This window comes from Microbacterium sp. A20, assembly GCF_004794515.1.
In the GTDB taxonomy this organism is placed as follows: Bacteria; Actinomycetota; Actinomycetes; order Actinomycetales; family Microbacteriaceae; genus Microbacterium.
Map to the genome: position 1 here is coordinate 1 of NZ_SSDF01000064.1, position 24,866 is coordinate 24,866.

The following is a 24,866-nucleotide window of genomic DNA, read 5'->3' on the forward strand; positions in this document are numbered from 1 at the left end:
GCGACCGCCCGCGCGCGTGGCCTTCAACCCGCGCGCCGGGCTCGTGCTGGCCGTCGACCTCGGTGCCACGCATGCGACGGTCGCGGTCGCCGACCTCGCCGCGGTCATCCTCGATGCCCGCACGCGCACGATCGACATCGGCGACGGACCCGAGAGCCTGCTCGACACGATCCTCGCCGACGCCGCCGACCTGCTCGACTCGACCGCCGGCGGACTCCCCCTGGTCGGCGTCGGCATCGGCGTCCCCGGCCCCGTGGAGCACTCCACCGGCCGACCTACCAACCCGCCCATCATGCCCGGCTGGGATCGGTTCGACGTTCCCGCCTACGTGCAGAAGACCTTCGACGTGCCGGTGCTGGTCGACAACGACGTCAACATCCTGGCCCTCGGCGAGCAGGCGATGAGCTGGCCTCAGGTCGAAGACCTCGTCTTCGTCAAGGTCTCGACCGGCATCGGCGCCGGCATCATCGCGGGCGGACAGCTGCAGCGTGGCGCGCAGGGGTCCGCGGGAGACATGGGTCACGTGCAGGTGCCCGCCGGCGCGGGATCGACCCGCGAGCCGGGAGATGAGCGAGATCTCGAGGCTCTCGCCAGCGGCTCCGCCCTCGCGATCGCGCTCCGCGCGGAAGGGCTCGTCGTGCACGGTCCGTCGGATGTCGTCGACCTGGTCCGCGCCGGGAACGCCGCCGCGATCGAGGCGACCCGTCAGGCGGGGCGGGACGTCGGCGAGGTCCTCGCGACCGTCGTCAACCTCCTGAACCCGTCGATCATCGTGCTCGGCGGCAGCATCGCCCGCGCCGGCGAGCACCTGCTCGCGGGCGTGCGCGAGGTCGTCTACCGACGGTCGATCCCCCTGGCGACGCAGCACCTGGCGATCGTGCAGTCGCAGGCCGGCGATCGCGCCGCCGTGCTGGGGGCGGCGATCATGGTCGCCCGCGAGGTGCTGTCCCCCGCGAGCGTCGACCGCTACGTGGCGGCGAAGGCGCGCTGACACGCACCCCCGCCGCCCCGAGCAGCGGCCGTCAGAGCGTGGCTTCGAACGGATCGAAGCCGGCGTCGATCACGCCGACCTGATCCAGCGTGCTCTCGACGGGGACGAAGCTGCGCGACTCGGCGGCCTCTTCGATCGAGAGGAGCGTGTCGAGCACGTGGTAGCCGAACTCCCCCGTGGCGACGTGCGGGCGGTCCGCGGCGATCGCGCGCGCCATGTCGAGCAGTCCGACACCGCGGCCGGAGAGCACGCCCTCCTGTGCGATGTCGACGATCTCCTGCGTCATCGGCTCCGGCGGCACGAACTGGCGCGTGAGCGGGCGCGTGATGGTGATCGGGCCCCCGAAGGTGTTCGGGTCGGGGATTACGATCGTGCCCTCGGTGCCGGTGATCTCGACGATCCCCTGCCGCAGCAGCGGCGAGTCGGTGCTGTACAGGCTCTGCGCCTGTCCGCCCTCTTCGAAGTCCATCAGCACACTGAGCGTGGAGGGGATCTCGACCGGGAACTCCTGACCGGCCAGCTCGCCGACCTGCACGCGACGCGTCGGCGTCCCCTGCAATCCGAGGGCGGCGACCGCGGCGACCGGTCCGAACACGTGCACGAGGGTCGACACGTAGTACGGACCCATGTCGAGCAGCGGCCCCGCGCCCTTGGCGTACAGGAACGCGGGGTTCGGGTGGAAGATCTCCGGACCCTGCCACTGGAAGGTGGTCTGCCCGAACAGGGGGCGTCCGATGTCACCGCGCGCGATCGCCCGCTTGGCGGTCTGCACGCCCGGCCCGAGCACGGTGTCCGGGGCCACGCCGATGCGGAGGCCGGCGGCATCCGCCTTCTCCAGCAGCCGGCGCGACTCCTCGCGGCTGACGCCGATCGGCTTCTCGGTCCAGACGTGCTTGCCCGCGGCGACGATCGCCTCGGAGACCTCGACGTGCACGGCGGGGATCGTGAGGTTCACGACGATGTCGATCTCGGGGTCGTCGAGCACCACATCGACGCCACCGGCGCGCGGCACGCCGTACTTCTCGGCCTGGGCCTTCGCCCGCTCCTCGATGACGTCGGCGACCGCGATCACACGGACATCCGGGAAGGTGGTGAGGTTCGACAGGTACTGGTCGCTGATGTTCCCGGCACCGATGATGCCGACGCCGACAGGACCCGCCATCAGCCGGCCACCTTCTCGTCGAGGAAGACGCGGCTGCGCTCGATCGCGTCGAACAGGTCGCCCTCGTAGTGGTCGAACTCGACGATCGCGAGCTCGAGCGCCGGGGCGGCGGCGATGGATTCGACGAGCGGAACGGATCCCTCACCCGCGGCCACCTGGTCGGCGGGCGGGTAGGCGCCGGCGAGCGCCGGGTCGAGCGTGCCGTCCTTCGCGTGCACCGCGATCACGCGGTCACCGAGGCGCTGGAGCAGCGCGACGGGGTCGACGCCGCCGCGCGCCACCCAGTACAGGTCGACCTCGAGCACGACGCGCTCGTCGAGCAGCCCGGCGAGGACCTCCAGCCCGGTCACCCCGTCGAAGACGGCCTCCAGCTCATGGGCGTGGTTGTGGTAGCCGACGCGGACGCCGACGGTCGCTCCGATCTCGGCGGCCTCGTTCAGCAGAAGGGCGGTCTCCTCGATCTGCGCGACGGACTCCCAGCGGGCAGGCTCGGTGTACGGGTCGATGACCGTGTCCATCCCCAGCACCCGGGCTGCGGCGAAGACGACGTCGGGCGTGGGGACGGGGATGGTCGTGCCACTGCCGTCCGGGTTCACGAACGACTCCGAGGCGAGGAAGGCGTGCCCCGACGGCGCGGTCAACCCGGCTGCGGAGAGCGCGGCGGCGAGCGGCTCGGCGCGGCGGACGAAGTCGTAGGGCTCCACGGCGGTGAAGCCGCGGGCGGCGACCGCCGAGAGCGTGCCCTCGAGGTCGGCCTCCAGCTGGTCCTTGATCGTGAACAGCTGCAGGGAGGTCTGAATCGTCATCGGTCATGCTCCTTCGGTCTTCGGTGACGTGCGGGGTCACTGCCCCGTGCAGGCACGCTACCACCAAATACCTCCACGTGGAAGTTTTGGTTCGCTAGACTCGCCCCATGCCCGCCGACACGCCTGAGCCTGCCGAGCAGCCCCGCCCGCGGGGCACCTACGCCAAGGGGATCGCCCGCCGACAGGAGATCCTCGATCGCGCCATCGAGGTCTTCGCCGAGCGCGGCTCCGACCGCACGAGCCTGCGGGCGATCGCACGCGAAGTCGGCGTCACGCACGCTGCCCTCACGCACTACTTCGGCTCGCTCGAAGAGCTGCTCGTCGCCGTGTACGAGGAGAGCAACGCACCCGGGCGGCAGCCGGATCCCCCGTCGCCCGACGCGACGCCGGTCGAGATGATGATCGAGTCCGCACGCTTCAACCGCGCGATCCCCGGTCTCGTGCAGCTGTACTCCACCCTCGTCGCGTCGGCGCTCGAGGAGGGACACCCGGCGGCACGCACGTTCGCCACCGGTCGATTCGCCCGTCTGCGCGACAGACTCGCCGAGACCGTCCGACGGCAGCAGGAAGGCGGGCAGATCCGCACGGACGTCGACGCGGATGCCGTCGCTGCGCTCGTCGTCGCGGCGTCGGACGGCCTCCAGACGCAGTGGCTGCTGGATGAGACCGCGCCACAGCACGAGGCCCTCGCGCTGCTCGATCGGCTGCTGCGACCGCCGAGCTAGGCTCGAACGGTGACGCCCGTGCCGCAATCGCCCTATGCCCGGGCTCTCGGCGACCGCCTCGACGACCTGCACCCGCGTCTGCGCGCGTACTTCTCGGCGGTCCCCGACGGCGCCGTCGGCATCGGCGAGGGCGTGTTCCACGTGGTCGGCACTCCGCGGCGATGGCTCTGGCCCCTGCTCCGCATCCTCGAACGTCGCGGGGTCGTCGCGGCCGCCTGGGAGCGCGACGTCCCCTTCCGCGTCGAGAACCGCACGATCGCGTCGCGGGCCATCGGCGAGCGCACCTTCCACTTCGCCCGGGGCCCGTGGGTCATGCACGACGCGGTCGCGCTCACCCGACACGGCCGCGTGGTCGACGAGCTCGGCGAGCCCGGACTCGTCGCTGCCTGCTTCGACGTCGAGGTCCACGACGGCGCGCTCCGCCTCACCAGTCGGGCCGTGGGCATGCGACTCGGGCGCCTCCGGATCCGCATCCCCCGCCTGATCTCGCCGGTGGTCCGCCTCACGGAGCGCTTCGACGACGACATCGACCGGCAGCAGGTGGCGCTCACGATCGACGCGCCCCTCATCGGCCGCGTGTACGAGTACCGGGGCGACTTCGAGTACCGCGTCCCCCGTATCGCCGATGTCCCCCACATCGCAGAGAAGGAGCAATCCGCATGAACGCAGGCCGGGTCGTGATCGGCGGATCCACGGGATTCATGGGCAGTCACCTCGTCTCCCGACTCCGCGCCGAGGGGCGTGAGGTCGTCACGATCTCGCGCTCGGGCGCCGACCTCCGCTGGGGCGATCAGGTCGGGATCGACCGCGCGATCGACGGCGCATCCCTGGTCATCGGGCTCGCCGGCAAGAGCGTTAACTGCCGCTACACGCCGGATAACCGCGCCGAGATCTTCCGGTCGCGACTCGACACCACCACCTCGCTGAGCACGGCGATCGCCCGTGCCTCGGCGCCTCCCGCCGTCTGGGTGAACTCGTCGACGGCCACGATCTACCGGCACGCCGAAGACCGCCCGATGACCGAGTCGACGGGCGAGCTCGGCACGGGCTTCTCTGTCGAGGTCGCGAAGGCCTGGGAGAAGGCGCTGTTCGCCGACGAGCTGCCCGCCACCCGCCGCGTCGCCCTGCGCAGCGCCATCGTGCTCGGCCACGGCGGCGTGCTCGAGCCGCTGAAGAACCTCGCCAGGCTGGGACTCGGCGGTCCGCAGTACGACGGCCGGTGGCCCGCGAGTGCCGCGCGGCGCCGGGCCGGGACCGTTCACCACTCCCGCGCACGCCGCGGGCGCCAGCGGTTCAGCTGGGTGCACATCGATGATGTCGCGCGCATCATCGACTTCGTGGAGCGGACGCCGTCGCTCGAGGGACCAGTCAACGTCGCATCCCCGAATCCGGTCGACAACGTCGAGTTCATGGCGACCGTCCGTCGCGTGCTGGGCGCTCGCATCGGTCCGCCTCTGCCCCGCTGGATCCTGGAGCTCGGCGCCATCGGCATCCGCACCGAGACCGAACTCGTCCTGAAGAGCCGGTGGGTGCTGCCCGAAAAGCTCACCGCCGCGGGCTTCGAGTTCCGCTACCCGCAGCTGGAGGAGGCGATCCGCGAATCCTTCGACCGCGAAGGGGCCTCGGCCTAAGAGGAGGCTCCGGCGGAACCGGAGGCGGCATCGCCGTCGCGGCGACGCTTCTCGACCTCCTCGCGGAGGCGCCATTCCTCGATCTCACGGTCGAGATCGGCGATCTGCTGCTCGGTCGTGCGCGTGTCCGCCGGAGGCGAGGGGCGCACGTCGGTGCGGGTGGCGGCCGGCCGCTCCGCCCTGCGCATGCGGGGGATGGGAACGCCGGACTCTCCGTACTCGCGCCCGATCGCGAACCACAGCACGCTGCCGATGAGCGGCAGCAGGATCACGATGATGATCCACACCATCTTCGGCAGGTGCTTCACCAGGGCGCTGTCGCGGGTGATGATGTCGATCAGCGCGCCGATCATCAGGGCGATGACGAGGAGCGAGAACAGGAACGGCATGAGTTCAGGGTAGACGACGGCGTGACGGTGCCGCGCGACCCCGAACCACTTCTATGGCAGCAGGTGTCCGGCGGCGCGGAACAGCTCGTACCACTCCGGCCGGGTGAGTTCGAGGTCGGAACCCATCACGGCCTCGCGCACGCGCTCGGGTGTGGTCGTGCCGAGGACCACCTGCATGCCGGCGGGGTGGCGGGTGATCCAGGCGGTCGCGACGGCCAGCGGAGTCACGCCGTACGACGCGGCGAGGCGATCGATCACCGCGTTCAGCTCCGGGTACTCGGGGTTGCCGAGGAACACTCCGTGACCGCGGCCGTCCTGGAACGGCGACCAGGCCTGGATCGTGATGCCGTTGATGCGGCAGTACTCCACGATGCCGCCGCCGTCGCGCACGATGCTCTGCTCGTGGCCGGCGATGTTCGCCGCGACCGGCTGGGCAAGGATCGGCGCATGGGTGATCGACAGCTGCAGCTGGTTGGCGACAAGCGGCTGCCGGACGGCCGTGCGGAGCAGATCGATCTGTCGCGGCGTGTGGTTCGAGACGCCGAAAGCCCGGACCTTGCCCGCGGCCTCCAGCTCGTCGAACGCGCGGGCGACCTCTTCGGGCTCGACGAGGATGTCGGGGCGGTGCAGCAGCAGCACGTCGAGGCGATCGGTCTGGAGCGCGGCCAGGGAGCCTTCGACCTGGGCGACGATGTGCTCGTAGGAGAAATCGAACATCCCCTGCGCCGGCACGATCCCGCACTTGGTCTGCAGCACGATCTCGTCGCGCTCGGAGGCGCTGAGCTTCAACGCACCGGCGAAGCGCGCCTCGCAGTGGTGCATGCTCCCGCCGTAGATGTCGGCATGGTCGAAGAAGTCGATGCCGGACTCTCGGGCTGCGGCGTAGAGCGCCCGGATGTGCGCGTCGTCCTTGTCGTCGATGCGCATCATGCCGGCGACGAGGGCGGGGGCGGTGGACGATCCGAACGGCACAGTCTTCATGCGGACCACGCTACTGTGCGCGGCCGATATCAGCAGTCGTCGGCGGCGGACACCGGGAGAAGCCTCGTGATCGGGATGTCGAGCGCCGTGGCGATGCCGACGAGGTCGACGACCGTGAAGTCGGTCTGCCCCTCCAGCAGCTCTGCGAGCGCTTCCGGCTCGATGCCCGAGAGCTCCGAAAGCCGAGTGAACGACATCCCGGCGTGCACTCGGGCTCCATCCACCGTCGATGCCAACATATGACGCAATCCTGTCCCCATACGCACACGGTAGTACCCCGCACGGACACTCCGCGCCTCCTCCTGCACCATAATGGCGGCATTCTGGAGTCGACGCGCTGCTATCGTGAGCCGGGTGAAGACACCTGCCGAGGAGTTCAACGACGCCGTGGGGCGTCAGATCCGCGCGGAGATCGCCGCGTCAAGGAGCAGCATCGCGGCGATGGCGCGGACCATCGGCATCGCACGCAGCGCCCTGGACAACTACGTCACCGGCAAGCGCGCCATCCCCGTCCCGGTCGTGTACTCGGTCTGCGACGCTCTCGGTCTCGAGCCCCACGTCCTCTTCGCCCGCGCGGAGGAACGTCTCAGAGCAGACGGCGAGACGACCGCGCGCATCACTCCGATCCGCCCCACCCCCGATGTCGCCGGTCCACGAGAAGATACCCGCGAGGTCGCTTTCGAATCCCGCACGTCGCACGACTCGGACACGGACGACCTCTACGACTAGCCGCGTCGCACGATGCCGGCGGGCACGGTGAGGAGGAGAGCCATGGACGAGCTTCTGCACCTCGCCGAGGCACAGAGCCTGCGCATCGTCGAGCGCCCCGGTCGCACGCGCGGCGGCTTCGATCCGATGACGCGCACGATCCGCCTCAGCCCGGGCATGAGCGCGCGAACGACGCGCAGCGTGCTCGCGCATGAGCTCGGGCACGCCCGGTTCGGGCACGCCCCGGCTCGCCTGCCCACGGTCCGCGCGCAGCAGGAGCGCCAGGCCGACGAATGGGCCGCGTGTCGGTTGATCACCCCGGAGGCCTATGCCGAGGCGGAAGAGCTCCGCGGGCCTCACCTCGCCAGTCTGGCCTTCGAGTTGGGGGTCACGATCGAGCTGGTGATCGCCTATCAGCAGCTGCTGCGGCAGGGGGCCGTGCCCGTCGCTGGTTGAATACCGTCATGGCCTTCCTCGTCACCCCCACCCCCGTCACCCTCACCGGCGAACTCGTCGAACTCCGCCCGCTCGAACGCTCGCACGTCGACGGCCTCGTCGACGCGGCGCAGGAGGGCGACCTGTGGAAGACGGCCTGGTACACATCGGTTCCGGCCCCCGACGGCATGGCGGCCGAGGTCGATCGGCGGATCTCGCTCATCGAGAAGGGCGAGATGGTCCCCTTCACCGCCTTCGGTGCCGACGGACGCGTTCTCGGACTCACCTCGTACTACGACATCGTCGCCGACGTTCCGCGTCTCCACATCGGCTACACCTGGAACCGTCCATCCGCGCACGGCACGGGCACGAACGCGGAGTCCAAGCTCCTCCTGCTCCAGCACGCCTTCGAGACGCTCGGAGTATTCCGTGTCGGCCTGACCACGCAGTGGGTCAACTTCCAGTCGCGCACGGCGATCGAGCGGCTCGGCGCCAAGCAAGACGGAGTGATGCGGGCCATGAGCCGCTATCGCAACGGGGCGCTGCGCGACAGCGTGGAGTACTCGATCATCGAGCCGGAGTGGCCCGCAGTGAAGGCCAACCTCGAGGCGAGGCTCGCCAAACGACGTTGAGCGGCCGGCGTCGCGGAGGCGTCGACCGCGACGGATCACTCGGTGGCGTTGCCCGACCAGTTGTTCGACCGGCGGGTCGCCGAGCCGCCCTGACGGAGCATGAACGCCATCGCCAGCGTGACGAGCAGGAGGCCGCCGCAGAAGGCGAGCGCGTTGAGGGCCGGCAGCCCGAACGAGATGCCCATCAGCAGGATGCCTCCGATGAAGAGGATCATGAAGAAGAGGAAGCTGAGGATCACGGGATCTCCTGTCGTCGGTGCCGTCTACCAGGATAGCCCGGACTCGGAAACCCCCTGTGCACGTTCTTCGTCGTCTGGTCTGCTCGGAGCATGAAGACACCACTGACCGCGGTCGCCGTCTCCTGCACGCTGAAGCCGTCGCCCGCCTCCTCGAGTTCCGACCTCCTCGCGACCCAACTGCTCGACGCCCTCGCCGGTCACGGCATCACGGGCGACCTGGTCCGCGCCGTCGACCTGTCGATCAGCCCCGGAGTGCAGAAGGACATGGGTGACGGCGACGAGTGGCCGAGCGTGCGACGACGCATCCTCGACGCCGACATCCTCGTGTTCGCCACTCCCACGTGGATGGGACAGCATTCCAGCGTCGCGCAGCGCGTGCTCGAACGGCTCGACGCCGAGCTCGGCGAGACCGACGCCCGCGGCCGCCCCACCCTCTTCGACAAGGTCGCCATCGCGGGCATCGTCGGCAACGAAGACGGGGCACATCACATCGCGGCGATCCTCTTCCAATCGCTGAACGACGTCGGATTCACCATCCCGGCCCAGGGCTCGGTCTACTGGAACGGGGAGGCGATGCACACCACCGACTACAAAGATCTCGACGAGACCCCGGAGAAGGTCGAGTCGGCGATCGGGACGGCAGCGCGGAACGCGGCGCACCTCGCCCGGCTGCTCAAGGCGCAGGAGTATCCGGCGGGATGATCTCGATCACGCCGTGAGGTCGAGCACCCACTCGTTCACGGTCAGCTCTGCTCCGCGGAACTCTTCGGTGAACGTGCCGACCAGGGCGAAGCCGTTCCGGCGGCAGACGCCGTTGGACGCCGGGTTGTCGACGCCGGGGAATGCCGTCAGGAACCGCCGGTCCCCTCGATGTTCGCGGGCGTCGTCGACGAGCAGTGCGAGGGCGTTCGATGCCACCCCGCGCCCCTGCGCCTCGGGTCGGACGAACCAGCCGGTCTCCAGCGCGGGCTCCTTCCGCCAGTCCATGCGCCAGTACCCGATCGAACCGAGCGACGCCCCCGCGTCGTCTTCGATCACGAACATCCGCGCCTCACCCGACGCCACGAGTCGCAGATAGCGTGCCTGGCGTTCGACGACCTGCTCCTCGGTCTCCGGGCCGTTCAGATGAGCCGTCATCGCCGGGGTGTTCGCGGCGTGCAGCAGCTCGATGTCGTTCTCGGACCAGAGCCGGAGCCGGAGGGATTCCATGCTCGGATGATGGCACGGGCCACCGACGCTCGGCCCGATCGGATCACCGGCGGAAGGTGACGACCTCGTCCCGGCGCGACTTCTCGAGCGCGAGTCCGGCGAGTTCGAGTCGTCGGTAGACCCGCTTCGGCAACGTTGGAAGCTCGGCGGAGAGACCGCGCGGCGGCTTCGCGAGCCCGGCGACCAGACACAGATCCGCACCGGCGCTGCGCACCTCGACACGCGCGTACTCGCTCCGGGTCCGCCACCGCAGATACTCCAGGTCGCGGAACGGGATCGTGTGGAGCGCAGCGCCCACTCGGACTCGAAGCTCATCGTTACCGAAGGCGACCGTGCATGCCTCCGTGCGGCGGCGCAGGATCGCGGTGAACGCCAGGTACACGGGCAGCCCGATGACGATCCCCAGGAGGATGACGGCGATCCTCGGCCCCATCCGCATCGCGATGTCATCGAGCGCGATCAGCGCGACGACGCCGAGAAGCCCGAAGACTACGACGATCGCCACGATCGCCTGGGTGAGGGTGCGCATTCGGAGCTCGATGGCGGGGAAGCGCACGATCGAACCGTCTCCGCTCTCCTCACGTTCCCAGCCCGGAGACACCGGAAGCGGTCGCTTCTTCCCGTCGCGCCGAGTGAAGAGATCCGTGACCCGGCTGAGGAGGCCGAGCCAGATCCATCCGACCGCGGGGATCGCCGCCATCTGCAGCACCACGGCGACACCGCGAACAGCATCGGGGAACGGGTCGAGCAGGTCTCCCCCGAACTCGATCACCGAGGCGACGAGCACGCCCAGGACGACGGCCACGATCACGTGGAGGATCGCACCGTTGCGAGCGGGCTCCATGTCGAAGGTCGCGTTCACGAACGCGAAGCCGAAGCACCAGCCACCGACCAGCATGAGCAGGAACGGGAAGAAGCTCAGATCGTCGCCGGCGAGCGTGAAGCAGATGGCGGCGAGCAGAAGCACCGCGCCCCAGAGGAGCGGGTTGCGCACCAGCTTCCGGGTCACGGTCCTGCGCACGCGGGCGTCGGTGGGGGTGGTCGTGGCGGGGGTGTTCTCCGTCATCGATCTGGACGCTACGGCGCGGGCAGAGCGGCAGTGCGCTCCCGCCAGTAGTCGATCTCGGATTTCGTGGCATGGTGGCTGAGAGGATCGACCTGCCGATCTGCCGCGTCGAGCCAGCTCTCCGCTCCGGCACGATCGCCGTCGATGCAGGCGAGTGCTCCGAGCGCGAGACCCGATTGAGCTGGTCGATTGCGCAGCGACACCGAGTAGTCCGTGTCGCGGAACCGCGGATCCCCGCGGTGGAGCACCGGCGGCAGACCCACCCCGTGCAGCAGCAGCTCGAAGAGCGCGGTGCGGTCGCCGCAGCGCTCCAGGAACGGGACGATCTCCGTGCGCACGCGTTCGGCGAGCAGGTCGAGGACGTCCTCCTCGGCAAACCACCCGGTCTCGGACACGAGCAGGTCGAGCTCGAAGGGCTTGACCCGCTTCGGGTCGCGCTGCGGCGCCGGGCCATCCTCGGGGTGCAGTCCTTCGAACAGGACCCCGTACTGCACACTCATGTAGAGGTCACTGGAGTAGAAGTCCACGAGCTCCACACGCGCATCCACCCATCGACGCCAGGTACGGCCGGACTTGCGGAAGCCCAGCTCGCGCATCGTGCCGTTCACGCGTTCGTCCAGCATGCGATCCACCTCAGCACGCAGAAGCTTCGGGATGGGACTCGCCTTCGCCCGCACGGCCGCGGCCTTCTCCTTCTTGAGGTCGGCGTCGCGCTTCTCGGCGCGTGCGACGGCTCCGGGTCCGAGCGCTGCGCCGATCCGCTTCAGAAGATCGCGGCGGGAGATGTCGTCGAGGAGCCGTTCCAACTCGGCCAGGTCGCTCTCGGCGGCGCGCTGCGCGAGCGTGTCCACGGCGGCACTGGCCACGCGGAGCGCCAGGGACTCAGTGGAGGGAGGTCGCGTCTCGGCACCTTGCCGAACCAAGGCTCCCAGCATCTCCGAGGGCACCTCGCTTGCGGGGAGCGCTCGCGCGGCGATCACCGTTGCCCGGACCAGATCTTCGTTCGAGGGCGCGTAGAGATGGCCGTCGGCGGCAACCTCGGCCTCCCGAGCGGCACCGACCCACTCCGCGACGAGGAGACGGGCGGTCGCCGGACGCAGCACTTCCTGCAGCTGCCGCTGCCAGGTCTGGGACGGCGCCTTGTGCCCGAGGAGCGCGAGATGACGCACCAAGGGCTCCACGTCGTCTACGGGATGGGCACGGGCCAGCTGCCGCGCCCGTTCCGCCCATTCGTCTCCATCCTGGACCGCTGTCAGGTCGAGCACACCCGGTGGGAGGAAGGAGGCCAGCAGCCGATTGGCCGTTTTGAGGTCTTTGTCGACGTTCCAGCGCGGCGCGAACCGCCCGTGCATGAGGCCCGCGAGGTGGGTCGCGCAGGCGTCGATCGCCTCGTACAGGGCGGGGCCGACGTGGCCGGCCGCCATCGCCTTCTCCGCGCCCCGCAGCGCCGGCCCGCAGATGTAATTCATGCAATCGACCTTCAGCGCCGCCTGCAGGGCGAACACCGCGGTGTCGGAGTCCCAGGGCAGGGTCTTCCGCGGCAGGGAGGTCACGATCTTGTCTTCCGCTGACCGGAACGGCCACCCGTTCACCCGCGTGGGGCTGATATCCATGATCAGCAGCAGGGCCACGAGTTGATCCCGCGGTGACAACTTCTTGACGTCGACCCCCTCTGGCCACTCGCTCATGCCGACGCCGATACGGTCGAGGGTCGCCTCCATGTCGTGGAGGAGCATCTCGCGCGTCAGGGGCATGTCTCTGCAGGGCGGCTTCGGTGCGTGCGCATTCCCGAATTCTATGGGTGTCCGACGACATCAGCCGTCGCTGAACTCGGACTTCAGCACACGCGATAGCCCCCGGCCACTCGCTCGTTTGCAAGTGGCCGGGGGCTGTCGTCATGCAGCGGATGTCCGCCGGCGACTCTCAGAAGTCCCAGTCGTCGTCTTCCGTGGCCTCGGCCTTGCCGATGACGTACGACGAGCCCGACCCCGAGAAGAAGTCGTGGTTCTCGTCGGCGTTCGGCGAGAGCGCCGACAGGATCGCCGGGTTCACGTTCGTGACGCTGGAGGGGAACATCGCCTCGTAGCCCAGGTTCATGAGGGCCTTGTTGGCGTTGTAGTGCAGGAACTTCTTCACGTCTTCGGTCAGACCGACGCCGTCGTAGAGGTCTTGCGTGTACTGCACCTCGTTGTCGTAGAGCTCGTACATGAGCGAGAACGTGTAGTCCTTGAGCTCATCGCGGCGCTCCTGGGTCTCGTTCTCGAGACCCTTCTGGAACTTGTAGCCGATGTAGTACCCGTGCACGGCCTCGTCACGGATGATGAGGCGGATCAGGTCGGCCGTGTTCGTCAGCTTCGCCTTCGACGACCAGTAGATCGGCAGGTAGAACCCCGAGTAGAAGAGGAACGACTCCAGCAGGGTGGAGGCCACCTTGCGCTTGAGCGGGTCGTCTCCCTGGTAGTAGTCCATGATGATCTGAGCCTTCTTCTGAAGGTTCGGATTCTCCGTCGACCAGCGGAACGCCTCGTCGATCTCCTTCGTCGACGCGAGCGTCGAGAAGATCGAGGAGTAGCTCTTCGCGTGCACCGACTCCATGAACGCGATGTTCGTGTACACGGCCTCTTCGTGAGGCGTGATCGCGTCGGGGATCAGCGACACCGCACCCACGGTGCCCTGGATCGTGTCGAGCAGGGTGAGACCGGTGAACACCCGCATGGTGAGCAGCTGCTCGTCGGGGGTGAGCGTGTTCCACGACTGCACGTCGTTGGACAGCGGCACCTTCTCCGGCAGCCAGAAGTTGTTCACCAGACGGTTCCAGACCTCGAGGTCCTTGTCGTCCTGGATGCGGTTCCAGTTGATCGCCTGCACGCTGGAGACCAGCTTGAGTCTTTCGGGAGTCATTATCTTCGTCGTCCTTGAATCCTGGGTCACTGAGCCTGTCGAAGTGTCAGAGCATGCACGAGACGCACTCGGCCATGTCGGTGCCCTCGAGCGCCAGCTGACGCAGGCGGATGTAGTAGATCGTCTTGATGCCCTTGCGCCATGCGTAGATCTGCGCCTTGTTGATGTCACGCGTGGTGGCGGTGTCCTTGAAGAACAGCGTCAGCGACAGACCCTGGTCGACGTGCTGCGTGGCAGCCGCGTAGGTGTCGATGACCTTCTCGTAGCCGATCTCGTATGCGTCCTGGTAGTACTCCAGGTTGTCGTTCGTCATGAACGCCGCCGGGTAGTAGACGCGACCGAGCTTGCCTTCCTTGCGGATCTCGATCTTCGACGCGATCGGGTGGATCGACGACGTGGAGTTGTTGATGTACGAGATCGAGCCGGTCGGCGGGACGGCCTGCAGGTTCTGGTTGTAGATGCCGTGCTTCTGGATCGACGCCTTCAGCTCGGCCCAGTCGTCCTGCGTCGGGATGTGCTTGCCGGCGAAGAGCTCCTTGACCTTCTCGGTCGCGGGGACCCACGCCTGGTCGATGTACTTGTCGAAGAACTCCCCCGACGCGTACTTCGAGTCCTCGAACCCGTCGAACGTCGTGCCGCGCTCGATCGCGAGGTTGTTCGACGCACGCAGCGCGTGGAACAGCACCGTGTAGAAGTAGATGTTCGTGAAGTCGATGCCCTCTTCCGAGCCGTAGTACACGTGCTCGCGAGCGAGGTAGCCGTGCAGGTTCATCTGGCCGAGGCCGATGGCGTGCGAGCGGTCGTTGCCGTCCTCGATCGAGCGCACCGAGCCGATGTGGCTCTGGTCGCTGACCGCGGTGAGGGCGCGGATGGCCGTCTCGACGGTCTGGCCGAGGTCGTCGGCATCCATCGACAGCGCGATGTTCATCGAGCCGAGGTTGCAGGAGATGTCCTTGCCGATGTTGTCGTACGACAGGTCGTCGTTGTACGTGGTCGGCGTGTTCACCTGCAGGATCTCGCTGCAGAGGTTGGACATGTTGATCCGACCCTTGATCGGGTTGGCCTTGTTCACCGTGTCTTCGAACATGACGTACGGGTAGCCGGACTCGAACTGGATCTCGGCAACGGTCTGGAAGAACTCGCGCGCGTTGATCTTGGTCTTCTTGATGCGCGGGTCATCGACCATCTCGCGGTACTTCTCGGTGACCGAGATGTCGCCGAACGGCACGCCGTAGACCTTCTCGACGTCGTACGGCGAGAACAGGTACATGTCCTCGTCGTTCTTGGCGAGCTCGAACGTGATGTCGGGAACCACGACGCCCAGCGACAGTGTCTTGATGCGGATCTTCTCGTCGGCGTTCTCACGCTTGGTGTCGAGGAAGCGCATGATGTCGGGGTGGTGGGCGTTGAGGTACACCGCACCCGCGCCCTGACGGGCACCGAGCTGGTTGGCGTAGCTGAAGCTGTCTTCGAGGAGCTTCATCACGGGGATGATGCCCGAGGACTGGTTCTCGATCTGCTTGATCGGCGCACCCGACTCGCGGATGTTCGAGAGCAGCAGCGCCACACCGCCACCGCGCTTGGAGAGCTGCAGCGCGGAGTTGATGCCGCGGGCGATCGACTCCATGTTGTCTTCGATGCGCAGCAGGAAGCAGCTGACGAGCTCGCCGCGCTGTGCCTTGCCGGCATTGAGGAAGGTCGGGGTGGCCGGCTGGAAGCGGCCGGAGATGATCTCCTCGACGAGGGCGACGGCGAGCTTCTCGTCGCCGTCGGCGAGACCGAGGGCGGTCATGACGACGCGGTCCTCGAAGCGCTCGAGGTAGCGCTTGCCGTCGAAGGTCTTCAGCGTGTAGCTCGTGTAGTACTTGAACGCCCCGAGGAACGTCTCGAAGCGGAACTTCTTGCCGTAGGCGAGGTCGTTGAGCTTCTGGATGAACTCCATCGAGTACTTCTCGATGACGGCGCCCTCGTAGTACTCCTTCTCCACGAGGTAGTCCAGACGCTCCTTGAGCGAGTGGAAGAACACCGTGTTCTGGTTCACGTGCTGCAGGAAGTACTCCCGCGCGGCGCGCTTGTCGGCGTCGAACTGGATCTTCCCGTTCGCGTCGTACAGGTTGAGCATCGCGTTGAGGGCGTGATAGTCGAGACCCTCGTAGGAGGGGTTCGCCTTGAATGCCACTGTCTCGGTCACTGAAGCTGCCACCGTCGTTCCAATCCGTCGCTCACGCGATCCACATCGTCTTGTGTGCCGAAGATCTCGAGCCGATACAAGTGAGGCACGTGGCACTTGCGGCTGATGATGTCACCGGCGAGGCAGAACGCATCGCCGAAGTTGGTGTTGCCCGCGGAGATCACTCCGCGGATGTGGCGCCGGTTGCGCTCGTCGTTGAGAAACCGGATCACCTGTTTGGGGACGGCGCCCTTCTCGACGCCGCGCCCCGCACCCCCGCCGTAGGTGGGGGTGACCAGCACGAAAGGCTCGTCGATGACGAGATCTTCTTCGTGGCGGTGGAGGGGGATGCGTCGGGACGGGAGTCCGAGTTTCTCTATGAAGCGCGCAGTGTTACCCGACACGCTCGAGAAGTAGATCAGGAGCGGCGCTGCGGTCGCGACTAGGTGCATGATTCACCCCGGTTCCTGAGCGACGCCGAAGGATCACGCCAGACGGGAGGCGAGCTCGTCGATCTTGTCGGGACGGAAGCCCGACCAGTGGCCCTCGTCGGTGACGACGACGGGTGCCTGCAGGTAGCCGAGCGCCTTGACCTGCTCGAGCGCCGTCGGGTCCTCGGAAAGGTCGAGGATCTCGTACTCGATGCCCTTGGCATCGAGGGCGCGGTAGGTGGCGTTGCACTGAACGCAGGAAGGCTTTGTGTAGACCGTGATCGACATCTTTTCGTAACCCCTCAAATCTCTGGCCTGCTGCTAATCAGGCGTTTTCCCGGTAGACCCCCTGCCGGGACTTCAATACTACATATGGGGACCGACATTGGGGGCGACCACAAGGGGTAGTAGTTACATCCGTGTAGTTATCCACCGTTCTCTACAGATACAACACAGGTTCTCCACCGTTTCTTCCACAGGCCGAGACCCCTTCGCGTGGCTCCCGAACCCCGAGAAATCGCGGCTGGGAAGCCCCTGTGAGCGATCCATCCACAGGGGGCACGCTACGACGCCCCTCGGACATTTCGTTTCCTGTGGAATCGGACCTTCGGCGTGTCGCGGGCGTGTCGTCGCACCCCGTCTTCCACGACCACCCTCGAGGCCCGGTACCGTTGTCTGGTGGCGGGATATCGGGACCTTCTTCGCACGCCCGGAGTGGCGCGCATGATCGCGGCTCAGCTGACCGCGCGCTTCCCCAACGGGATGATGTCCCTCGCGATCCTGCTGCACGTCGAGCAGCAGACCGGATCGTACGGCTCCGCCGGACTCGTCCTCGCCGCGACCAGCGTCGGGCAGGCCGTCGCCGGCCCGATCACGAGCCGGTGGATGGGCGTCTGGGGCATGCGGCGGGTGCTCACCCTCACCCTCTCAGTCTGCGTCGTCGCCGTGCTCGGACTCGCGCTGCTTCCGCTCGACGTACCCGGCTACATGGTACTCGGCATGGTCGCGGGGCTCTCCACTCCCCCCGTGCAGGCCGCCGTCCGCACGATCTACCCGAAGCTCGTCAACTCCTCGAACCTCACTCCGCTGTTCTCCCTCGACGCCTCGCTGCAGGAGATCATCTGGGTGCTGGCGCCGGTCGTCATCACCCTGGTCTCCACCCAGATCGGCACGCCGGAGGGCCTGCTGCTGGTGGCGATCATCCTCGTCGGCGGCGGCGCCTGGTTCATCCTCTCCCCCGAGGTCGGCCGGGTGCGCATCCCGCGCAGCCGGAATGCGCTCGGCAAGGTGGTCCTCAAACCTCCCGTGCTGCTGGCCACGGTGATCGGCTTCCTGCTGATCGGGGCCTGTTCCGCGGTGGAGGTGGGCGTCGTCGCGACCTTCGAGCACGGCAGCCTCGCCGCCGGACTCGTGCTCGCCGTTTTCTCGGCGGGGAGCCTGGCCGGCGGCCTGGCGTTCGGCCACATCCCGATCGGGCCGTGGGCCATGGCGCGCCGCCTGCTGATCGTCACGATCGGGCTCGGCCTCACGATGGTCATGCTCAACGTGTTCTGGCTGGGCGGCACCCTGATCCTCGCCGGCATCGGCATCGCCCCCGCCCTCGCCGTGCTCTTCGCCATCACCTCGGCGAGCGTGAAGTTCAGCGAGACCGCTGAAGCCTTCGGCTGGGCCGGCACCGGGCAGCTCATCGGCGCGGCGGCAGGATCCGCCGTCGCCGGTTTCCTCGTCGACGTCAGCGACTGGCGCGGCGCCTACCTCGCCGCCACGATCTTCGCCGCGGTCGGCCTGCTCGTCTCCATCGTCTTCGTCCGTTCCTTCCCCGACCTGCGTCATCGCGACGCGAGCCCGCATCCCGACACCGAACCCCTGGCGGTCACCCCCTCATGAGCTCCACCTCCACCCCCGGCTCCGCACCCGAGATCGTCTGCATCGGCGAGACCATGGCGCTGATCACACCGACCGACGCCGCACTCGCGACAGCCGGTCACGCGACGATCGGCATCGCCGGCGCCGAGTCGAACGTCTCCGCCGGGGTCGCCGCGACCGGGCACCGCGTGGCCTGGGCCTCCCGCCTCGGCGCCGATCCGCTCGGCGACCGCATCGCGTCGGAGCTCGATCGTCGCGGCGTGGAACTGTGGGTCGAGCGCGACGACGCCACCCCCACCGGCGTGATGTTCAAGGATCCGGGCGTCGAGTCCTCCTCCGTCTACTACTACCGCCGAGGCTCCGCGGCCTCGCACATGGAGGCGGGGTTCCTGCCGACAGAGCGGCTCGAGGGCGTGCGCATCGTGCACACCACCGGGATCACGCCCGCGCTCTCCGCATCCTGCCGCGAGATGGTGGACCGTCTCTTCATCGACGCACGCACGGCCGGTGCCCTCGTCTCCTTCGACGTGAACGACCGCCGCCCGCTGTGGAGCCGGGAGGACGCGGCCGAGACCCTCGCACGACTGGCCGACGCCGCCGACATCACCTTCGTCGGACGCGACGAGGCCGAACGCATCTGGGGAACCGTGACCCCGGCGGAGATCCGCGCCTTCCTGCCGAACTGCGCACTCCTCATCGTCAAGGACGGCGACGTCGGCGCGACCGCGTTCGACGGCGATGCCGAGCCGGTGTTCGTCCCCGCTCCCGTGGTGGAAGTGGTCGAGCCGGTCGGCGCCGGCGATGCTTTCGCCTCCGGCTTCCTGGCGGCGACCCTCGACGGCGCCGACCTCGCCGCACGCCTCTCCGCGGGTCACGCCGCGGCCGAGAGGGTGCTGCTGATCGCGGCCGACCTGCCGGCGCTGCCGCCGCTCGACTGACGCGCGGATGCCGCCCGTGCAGGGCCTGCGGCGCTCCGCCCGGTCGTAGGCTGGTGCCATGCCTGCACCGCTCACGCTGCCCCGCCTCTCGTGGGGCGCTCCGTCGGCCTCTCGACGGGCGCTTCTGGTCCACGGTCTCGGCTCTTCGGGCGCGCTGATGTGGCGCCTGGGGGATGCTCTCGCCGACGCCGGATGGCATGCGACAGCCGTCGATCTCCGGGGTCATGGTGACGCCCCGCGCTCCCTCGACTACTCCGTGGCCGCGTTCGGCGCCGACCTCGCCGCCACCCACCCGGAACACGGCGGAGCCTGGGACGCGGTCATCGGCCACTCCCTCGGCGGCGCGGCGAGCACGGTCGCGGCGGCATCCGACCCCGACTGGACGCGACGCCTCGTGCTCGTCGATCCTGCGATCCACGTCGACGGGCGTGACGCGGCCATCGTCCGCCGGAGCCAGGAGCGCGCCTTCGCCGACACCCGGCTCGAGGTCGTGCAGCAGGAGCATCCGCACTGGCATCCGCAGGATCAGGAGCTCAAGGTCGATGCCGTCCTGCGTGCCAGCGCGTGGGCGGTGGAACAGACCAGCGTCCAGAACCAGCCGTGGGATGTGCGGGCCGACGCCGCGCGCCTCACCGTGCCGACGCATGTGATCGGCGCCGACCCCGCGGTCTACAGCATCTTCACCGGCGCCCTCGCCGCCGAAGTCCTCGCCGCGAATCCGCTGATCACCCTGTCCGTCGTCGAGGGCGCAGGGCATTCGCTGCACCGCGATCGCCCGGAGGAATCCGTCCGACAGCTTCTGGAGGCACTCGCATGAGCACGTTCGACCCCACAGTCTTCCTGCCCGACGACCTTCTCGAGCGGATCAGGGAGCGCGCGCCGATCCACGACCGCGAGAACACGTTCCCCCAACAGGACCTCGATGAGCTGCGTGACGCCGGCTACCTGTCGATCCTCGTGCCGACCGAGCGCGGCGGTGCAGGGCTCGGGCTCGCCGAGGCCGCGATCCTGCAGCAGCGTCTGGCGGGCGCCGCTCCGGCGACGGCGCTGGCCATCAACATGCACCTGGTGTGGACCGGCGTCGCGAAGGTGTTCTCCGACCGCGGCGTTCCCGGCCTCGAGTTCGTGCAGGACGGCGCGGTCGCCGGCGAGGTCTTCGCCTTCGGCATCAGCGAGGGCGGCAACGACCTGGTGCTGTTCGGCAGCGACACCACCGCCGTGCCCGACGGTGACGGCGGCTACACCTTCACCGGCACCAAGATCTTCACCTCGCTCGCCCCGGTCTGGACGAGGCTCGGACTGCACGGGCTCGACACCACGAGCCCGGATGCGCCGAAGCTCGTGTTCGCCTTCGTGGAGCGAACGGATTCCGTGACCACGTCCGACGACTGGGACACCCTGGGCATGCGGGGTACGCAGAGCCGCACCACGCGACTGAACGGCGCCATGGCGGATGCCGCGCACGTGGTGCGGCGCATCGACCCCGGTCCCAGCCCCGACCCGATCGTGTTCGGCATCTTCTCGGTGTTCGAGATCCTGCTGGCCTCGGTCTACACCGGCATCGCCGGGCGGGCGCTCGAGCTGGCGGTCGCGACCGCGCAGAAGCGGCACTCCAAAAAGACGGGCCTCGCCTACAGCCAGGACCCGGACATCCGCTGGCGGATCGCCGACATGGGGCTGGCCTACGACGCGCTGCCTCCGCAGATCGCGGCCCTCGCCCGCGACGTGGACGACCGGGTCGACAACGGCGCACGCTGGTTCCCGCTGCTCTCGGGCGTCAAGCACCGCGCGATCACGATGGCCAAGCACGTCGTCGACGAGGCGATGCTCGTCGCGGGCGGCGGCTCCTACTTCTCCGCCAACGAGCTGTCACGTCTCTACCGCGACGTGCTGGCCGGCGCGTTCCACCCCTCCGACCCCGAATCGGCGCACTCCACCGCGGCGAGCGCGTTGCTGGGGCCGATCGAGGGCTGAGCAGCTTTTCCGCCGATTCCGCAGATGAATTGCTGCAAGACCACCGAATCGGTTGCCTGACGCCAGGACGAGTGCCAGGATCGCAGCATGGGTCCGGTCAAGAAGAATCCCCCACTCGACGCGATCGCCAAGACCATCATCGAGCTGCTCCAGGAAGACGGGCGCCGCTCCTACTCCGACATCGGCCGGGTGGTCGGCCTGAGCGAGGCCGCCGTGCGGCAGCGGGTACAGCGGCTGACCGAGACCGGCGTGATGCAGATCGTCGCCGTGACCGATCCGATGCAGTTGGGTTTTCCCCGGCAGGCGATGATCGGCATCCGTGTGGCCGGAGACACGCGGCACGTGGCCGAGGCCGTCGCCGCGATCGATGCGATCGACTACGTGGTCATCACCGTTGGATCGTTCGACGTCCTCGCGGAGGTGGTCTGCGAGGACGACGACCACCTGCTGTCACTGATCAACGACGTCATCCGCCCGATCGACGGCGTCCTCTCCACCGAGACCTTCATCTACGCGAAACTGCAGAAGCAGCTCTACAACTGGGGGACCAGATGAACACCAGCCGCACCATCCCGTCCGAGCCTCAGCTGCAGGCGATGGCGAAGGACCATCTCTGGATGCACTTCGCCCGGCAGTCCACGATGGCCGAGTCGGGTGTGCCCATCATCGTCAAAGGCGACGGACACCGGATCTGGGACGCGAAGGGCAAGGAGTACCTCGACGGGCTCGCCGGCCTGTTCGTCGTGAACGCCGGACACGGTCGGCGGCGACTCGCCGAGGCCGCTGCGGCGCAGGCATCCGAGCTGGCGTTCTTCCCGCTGTGGTCGTACGCGCATCCGGCGGCGATCGAGCTGGCCGACCGTCTTGCGGACGAAGCTCCGGGCGACCTCAACCGGGTCTTCTTCTCCACCGGTGGCGGCGAGGCTGTCGAGACGGCGTTCAAGCTCGCCAAGCACTACTGGAAGCTGCAGGGAAAGCCCACCAAGCACAAGGTGATCTCCCGCGCGGTGGCGTATCACGGCACCCCGCAGGGTGCGCTGGCGATCACCGGCATCCCCGCGATGAAGTCGATGTTCGAGCCGGTCACCCCGGGCGGCTTCCGCGTACCGAACACCAACTTCTACCGCGCGGCCGAGATGGGCGGGCCGGCCGACGACCTCGAAGCCTTCGGTCGTTGGGCGGCCGACCGCATCGAGGAGATGATCCTGTTCGAGGGCGCCGACACGGTCGCCGCGGTCTTCCTGGAGCCGGTGCAGAACTCCGGCGGGTGCTTCCCGCCGCCTCCCGGATACTTCGCCCGGGTGCGCGAGATCTGCGACCGTCATGACGTGCTGCTGGTCTCGGACGAGGTCATCTGCGCGTTCGGTCGCCTCGGTCACACCTTCGCGTGCAGCGGTCTCGGCTACGTGCCCGACATGATCACCTGCGCCAAGGGCATGACGAGCGGCTACTCCCCCATCGGTGCGACGATCATCAGTGACCGCATCTACGAGCCGTTCTCGAAGGGCGAGGTCTCCTTCCCCCACGGCTACACGTTCGGCGGACATCCGGTGTCTGCCGCGGTCGCCCTGGAGAACCTCGCGATCTTCGACGAGGAGGGGCTCAACGCCCGTGTGCGCGAGAACTCGCCGCTGTTCCGCGCCGAGCTCGAGAAGCTGCTCGACCTGCCGCTGGTCGGCGACGTGCGCGGAGACGGGTACTTCTTCGGCATCGAGCTCGTGAAGGACAAGGCCACCAAGGAGACCTTCGACGAAGCCGAGTCCGAGCGACTGCTGCGCGGTTTCCTCTCCCCCGCCCTGTTCGAGGCGGGACTGTACTGCCGCGCCGACGACCGCGGCGACCCCGTGATCCAGCTCGCACCACCGCTCACCGTCGGCCCCACGGAGTTCCGCGAGATCGAGCAGATTCTCCGGGATGTGCTGACGCGGGCGCAGTCCGTGTTGTAACCCGCCCGAGACCCCGGTTTCGCGCCGACACCCCGGCTTCCCGGCATCGGCAGAGCGGGGTCTCGTCGGAAAAGCGGGGCCTCGGCGTCAGTCAGCGCGCTGTGCGACGGCGAGCAGCGAGGGCGAGGTGCAGCGCCGCGAGGGTCTCGCCGTCGTCGAGATCGGCGTCCAGCAGGTCGCCGATCAAAGCGAGGCGCTGGTAGAAGACGGATCGGGAGAGGTGACTGGCCGCAGCAGCCGCCGATCGATTGCCGGGGTGCGCGACGAGCGCGGCCAGCACTCCCAGCAGATCCCCTCGCCGGTCGCGGTCATGTGCCACGAGCGGCGCCAGCATCCGTTCGCTGTGCTCGTGCAGCCGGTGATCGTCCCGCAGCGCGGCGACGAGTCGTTCGAGCGGGCGGTCCTCGACCCGCCGTACGCGCGGCGCGTGTCCCGTGGGATCGCCCTCCGCCAGATCCTGCGCGGCTCTCACCGAGGCGAGCAGACCGAGCACGTCGTCAGCGGCGGGGCCGACGAAGACCGTGCGATCGGGTCCTGCGATGTGGGCGAGCAGCGCGTCGGTGAGGGGAACGGATGCTGGCACCGATAGCAGGGCGACATCGTCCTGCTCCACACGTGCGGCGACGGCCGCACAGCCCGACTCCCTCGCGCGGGAGGCGAGCTCGCCCGCAGACACCACGCCGCGGGCGACGATGCCGTGACAGTGGCGGTCGACGAACCCGAAGCCGCCGGCGGCGAGACGTGCCGCGATGTCATCCGGGCTCGCGAATCGTGCTCCGAGCAGATCGTCGATCAGGCTCCTCTGCACCAGGATCGCCCACTCGGCGTCCCCTCCATCGGCGAGGCATCCGAACGCCAGCGCCGTCGCCCCCTGCTCGAGCACCGTGAGTCGGCCGGCCGGATGCGCGGATCCGGCCAGCGTCGACAGCATCCCCCAGCGCGTCCCGCGCGCCTGCACGGGGACGACCTCCGCGACGTCGTCGAGTCGCGCGAGCACCTCGGCAACCGGAACGCGAAGCCCTTCGACGGCGATCACCTCACCTGCCAAGTTCTGCAGCACGACAGGAGAGCCCAGCGCCCGCGCGGTCTCGGCCACCACGATGTCGGCTGGTGCGCCCTGCAGGCTGAGCGCCGTGAACAGTTCGTGCAGCCGCTGTCGCTCGTGGAGCGCGTCGGTCTGGGCCGCGATCAGGGCCCGATGCACAGCCTCGGTCACCACGACGAACTTGACCTCGCGCGTGAGAGCGATCAAGGCGAGCCCCGCCTCGACGCAGGCATCGACCACGGCCTCCGGCACCCGAGCGTGTGCGACGCCGAGCTCCAACACGATGCCGGCGATCCCCGCCCGGTGCAGGTCGCGCACGAATGCGGCCAGATCCACTGCACCTGCCGGCCACCCGGCGCCCGTGCTGAGCAGCAGCTCCCCGCCGTCGAGCAGCCGGGCGACTCCGGCACTGTCCGAGACGTGGGCCCAGCGCACCTCGGCGTCGAGCGCGGCCCCGCCGACCACCACTTCCGGTGCGCCGGCCTGCAGTGCGGGCTCGGTGAGCACCTCGGCGACCGTGAGCAGCACGCTCGGCGACGTCGGACGATCTGTCCGATTCAACGAGAAGTCCTGACGTTCTGACACCACTGGCCGCTCTTCCGCTCTGTGATCATTGAGGAG

28 protein-coding genes are annotated in these 24,866 nt (G+C 68.4%); 14 read left to right on the forward strand and 14 right to left on the reverse strand.

Features of this window, described 5'->3' with window-relative positions:
- Positions 1 to 991, forward strand: a 991-nt coding sequence (locus DW298_RS05330; protein ID WP_136041421.1) for an ROK family protein, incomplete at its 5' end; no start/stop codon positions are given.
- Between the two features lie 31 nt (positions 992 to 1,022).
- On the opposite strand, the gene DW298_RS05335 is transcribed toward DW298_RS05330, so the two are convergent.
- Both DW298_RS05335 and DW298_RS05340 read right to left on the reverse strand, forming a co-directional pair.
- Positions 1,023 to 2,153: a Gfo/Idh/MocA family oxidoreductase gene (locus tag DW298_RS05335; RefSeq protein ID WP_136041422.1), complete on the reverse strand. Its 1,131-nt coding sequence runs from the start codon at positions 2,151 to 2,153 to the stop codon at positions 1,023 to 1,025.
- Positions 2,153 to 2,959, reverse strand: a complete 807-nt coding sequence (locus DW298_RS05340) for a sugar phosphate isomerase/epimerase (protein ID WP_136041423.1) — start codon at positions 2,957 to 2,959, stop codon at positions 2,153 to 2,155. The genes DW298_RS05335 and DW298_RS05340 overlap by 1 nt, the downstream gene beginning before the upstream one ends.
- Positions 2,960 to 3,066: 107 nt before the next feature.
- On the opposite strand from DW298_RS05340, the gene DW298_RS05345 reads away from it, so the two are divergent.
- From DW298_RS05345 to DW298_RS05355, 3 genes are read left to right on the forward strand one after another with little or no spacing between them, the layout of a single operon-like run.
- Entirely contained in the window at positions 3,067 to 3,684 is a 618-nt protein-coding gene (locus tag DW298_RS05345) for a TetR/AcrR family transcriptional regulator (protein WP_136041424.1), read from the forward strand.
- Between the two features lie 9 nt (positions 3,685 to 3,693).
- Complete coding sequence (locus tag DW298_RS05350) at positions 3,694 to 4,347, forward strand: DUF4166 domain-containing protein (RefSeq protein WP_136041425.1); 654 nt, start codon at positions 3,694 to 3,696, stop codon at positions 4,345 to 4,347.
- Positions 4,344 to 5,315 (forward strand): DUF1731 domain-containing protein, encoded by a 972-nt coding sequence (locus DW298_RS05355; RefSeq protein WP_136041426.1) that lies wholly within the window; start codon positions 4,344 to 4,346, stop codon positions 5,313 to 5,315. Before DW298_RS05350 ends, DW298_RS05355 begins: the two co-directional genes overlap by 4 nt.
- Here DW298_RS05355 and DW298_RS05360 read toward each other — a convergent pair.
- From DW298_RS05360 to DW298_RS05370, 3 genes are read right to left on the reverse strand one after another with little or no spacing between them, the layout of a single operon-like run.
- Positions 5,312 to 5,704, reverse strand: coding sequence for a PLDc N-terminal domain-containing protein (locus tag DW298_RS05360; protein WP_136041427.1), 393 nt, complete (start codon positions 5,702 to 5,704; stop codon positions 5,312 to 5,314). The two genes, DW298_RS05355 and DW298_RS05360, sit on opposite strands and share 4 nt — an antisense overlap.
- Positions 5,705 to 5,755: 51 nt before the next feature.
- Positions 5,756 to 6,685 carry an aldo/keto reductase gene (locus DW298_RS05365; protein WP_136041428.1) on the reverse strand — a complete coding sequence of 310 codons (930 nt, stop codon included), beginning with the start codon at positions 6,683 to 6,685 and terminating at the stop codon, positions 5,756 to 5,758.
- Between the two features lie 29 nt (positions 6,686 to 6,714).
- Positions 6,715 to 6,909 (reverse strand): helix-turn-helix domain-containing protein, encoded by a 195-nt coding sequence (locus DW298_RS05370; RefSeq protein ID WP_240745024.1) that lies wholly within the window; start codon positions 6,907 to 6,909, stop codon positions 6,715 to 6,717.
- Between the two features lie 130 nt (positions 6,910 to 7,039).
- On the opposite strand from DW298_RS05370, the gene DW298_RS05375 reads away from it, so the two are divergent.
- The 3 genes from DW298_RS05375 to DW298_RS05385 are packed head-to-tail and all read left to right on the forward strand — an operon-like array spanning position 7,040 to position 8,460.
- On the forward strand, positions 7,040 to 7,414 hold the full coding sequence (locus DW298_RS05375) for a helix-turn-helix domain-containing protein (RefSeq protein ID WP_240745025.1): 375 nt from the start codon (positions 7,040 to 7,042) through the stop codon (positions 7,412 to 7,414).
- Between the two features lie 42 nt (positions 7,415 to 7,456).
- Entirely contained in the window at positions 7,457 to 7,849 is a 393-nt protein-coding gene (locus tag DW298_RS05380; RefSeq protein ID WP_136041430.1) for an ImmA/IrrE family metallo-endopeptidase, read from the forward strand.
- Between the two features lie 8 nt (positions 7,850 to 7,857).
- Positions 7,858 to 8,460: a GNAT family protein gene (locus DW298_RS05385; RefSeq protein WP_136041431.1), complete on the forward strand. Its 603-nt coding sequence runs from the start codon at positions 7,858 to 7,860 to the stop codon at positions 8,458 to 8,460.
- A 35-nt stretch (positions 8,461 to 8,495) separates the two neighbouring features.
- Here DW298_RS05385 and DW298_RS05390 read toward each other — a convergent pair whose 3' ends face one another.
- Positions 8,496 to 8,699: a hypothetical protein gene (locus DW298_RS05390; RefSeq protein ID WP_136041432.1), complete on the reverse strand. Its 204-nt coding sequence runs from the start codon at positions 8,697 to 8,699 to the stop codon at positions 8,496 to 8,498.
- Between the two features lie 90 nt (positions 8,700 to 8,789).
- On the opposite strand from DW298_RS05390, the gene DW298_RS05395 reads away from it, so the two are divergent.
- Positions 8,790 to 9,401: an NAD(P)H-dependent oxidoreductase gene (locus DW298_RS05395; protein ID WP_136041433.1), complete on the forward strand. Its 612-nt coding sequence runs from the start codon at positions 8,790 to 8,792 to the stop codon at positions 9,399 to 9,401.
- 6 nt (positions 9,402 to 9,407) lie between these two features.
- Here DW298_RS05395 and DW298_RS19245 read toward each other — a convergent pair whose 3' ends face one another.
- The 7 genes from DW298_RS19245 to nrdH form a co-directional block, all read right to left on the reverse strand.
- Positions 9,408 to 9,908: a GNAT family N-acetyltransferase gene (locus DW298_RS19245; protein ID WP_168429559.1), complete on the reverse strand. Its 501-nt coding sequence runs from the start codon at positions 9,906 to 9,908 to the stop codon at positions 9,408 to 9,410.
- 43 nt (positions 9,909 to 9,951) lie between these two features.
- Positions 9,952 to 10,974 carry a hypothetical protein gene (locus tag DW298_RS19250; protein ID WP_168429560.1) on the reverse strand — a complete coding sequence of 341 codons (1,023 nt, stop codon included), beginning with the start codon at positions 10,972 to 10,974 and terminating at the stop codon, positions 9,952 to 9,954.
- A gap of 11 nt (positions 10,975 to 10,985) precedes the next feature.
- Positions 10,986 to 12,728, reverse strand: coding sequence for a DUF4304 domain-containing protein (locus tag DW298_RS05405; RefSeq protein ID WP_136041435.1), 1,743 nt, complete (start codon positions 12,726 to 12,728; stop codon positions 10,986 to 10,988).
- 169 nt (positions 12,729 to 12,897) lie between these two features.
- Positions 12,898 to 13,875, reverse strand: a complete 978-nt coding sequence (gene nrdF, locus DW298_RS05410) for a class 1b ribonucleoside-diphosphate reductase subunit beta (protein ID WP_017828866.1) — start codon at positions 13,873 to 13,875, stop codon at positions 12,898 to 12,900.
- Between the two features lie 46 nt (positions 13,876 to 13,921).
- Complete coding sequence (gene nrdE / locus DW298_RS05415) at positions 13,922 to 16,066, reverse strand: class 1b ribonucleoside-diphosphate reductase subunit alpha (protein ID WP_021199955.1); 2,145 nt, start codon at positions 16,064 to 16,066, stop codon at positions 13,922 to 13,924.
- The gene (gene nrdI, locus DW298_RS05420) at positions 16,063 to 16,497 is read right to left on the reverse strand and encodes a class Ib ribonucleoside-diphosphate reductase assembly flavoprotein NrdI (RefSeq protein WP_136041436.1); all 435 of its coding nucleotides are present in this window, start codon (positions 16,495 to 16,497) and stop codon (positions 16,063 to 16,065) included. Before nrdI ends, nrdE begins: the two co-directional genes overlap by 4 nt.
- Before the next feature lie 33 nt (positions 16,498 to 16,530).
- On the reverse strand, positions 16,531 to 16,764 hold the full coding sequence (gene nrdH / locus DW298_RS05425) for a glutaredoxin-like protein NrdH (protein WP_028503264.1): 234 nt from the start codon (positions 16,762 to 16,764) through the stop codon (positions 16,531 to 16,533).
- A gap of 390 nt (positions 16,765 to 17,154) precedes the next feature.
- On the opposite strand from nrdH, the gene DW298_RS05430 reads away from it, so the two are divergent.
- From DW298_RS05430 to DW298_RS05455, 6 genes are all read left to right on the forward strand, one after another.
- A complete protein-coding gene (locus tag DW298_RS05430) occupies positions 17,155 to 18,363 on the forward strand; it encodes an MFS transporter (RefSeq protein WP_205820262.1) in 1,209 nt (402 codons plus the stop codon).
- Positions 18,360 to 19,280, forward strand: coding sequence for a sugar kinase (locus DW298_RS05435; RefSeq protein WP_136041437.1), 921 nt, complete (start codon positions 18,360 to 18,362; stop codon positions 19,278 to 19,280). Before DW298_RS05430 ends, DW298_RS05435 begins: the two co-directional genes overlap by 4 nt.
- Before the next feature lie 58 nt (positions 19,281 to 19,338).
- Entirely contained in the window at positions 19,339 to 20,097 is a 759-nt protein-coding gene (locus DW298_RS05440; protein ID WP_136041438.1) for an alpha/beta hydrolase, read from the forward strand.
- Positions 20,094 to 21,254: an acyl-CoA dehydrogenase family protein gene (locus DW298_RS05445; RefSeq protein WP_136041439.1), complete on the forward strand. Its 1,161-nt coding sequence runs from the start codon at positions 20,094 to 20,096 to the stop codon at positions 21,252 to 21,254. The genes DW298_RS05440 and DW298_RS05445 overlap by 4 nt, the downstream gene beginning before the upstream one ends.
- Positions 21,255 to 21,341: 87 nt before the next feature.
- Positions 21,342 to 21,809 (forward strand): Lrp/AsnC family transcriptional regulator, encoded by a 468-nt coding sequence (locus DW298_RS05450; RefSeq protein ID WP_136041440.1) that lies wholly within the window; start codon positions 21,342 to 21,344, stop codon positions 21,807 to 21,809.
- Positions 21,806 to 23,200 carry an aspartate aminotransferase family protein gene (locus tag DW298_RS05455; protein ID WP_136041441.1) on the forward strand — a complete coding sequence of 465 codons (1,395 nt, stop codon included), beginning with the start codon at positions 21,806 to 21,808 and terminating at the stop codon, positions 23,198 to 23,200. Before DW298_RS05450 ends, DW298_RS05455 begins: the two co-directional genes overlap by 4 nt.
- 91 nt (positions 23,201 to 23,291) lie before the next feature.
- Here the strand turns inward: DW298_RS05455 and DW298_RS05460 are convergent, their stop codons facing one another.
- Complete coding sequence (locus DW298_RS05460) at positions 23,292 to 24,833, reverse strand: PucR family transcriptional regulator ligand-binding domain-containing protein (RefSeq protein ID WP_240745026.1); 1,542 nt, start codon at positions 24,831 to 24,833, stop codon at positions 23,292 to 23,294.
- Positions 24,834 to 24,866: the final 33 nt, after the last annotated feature.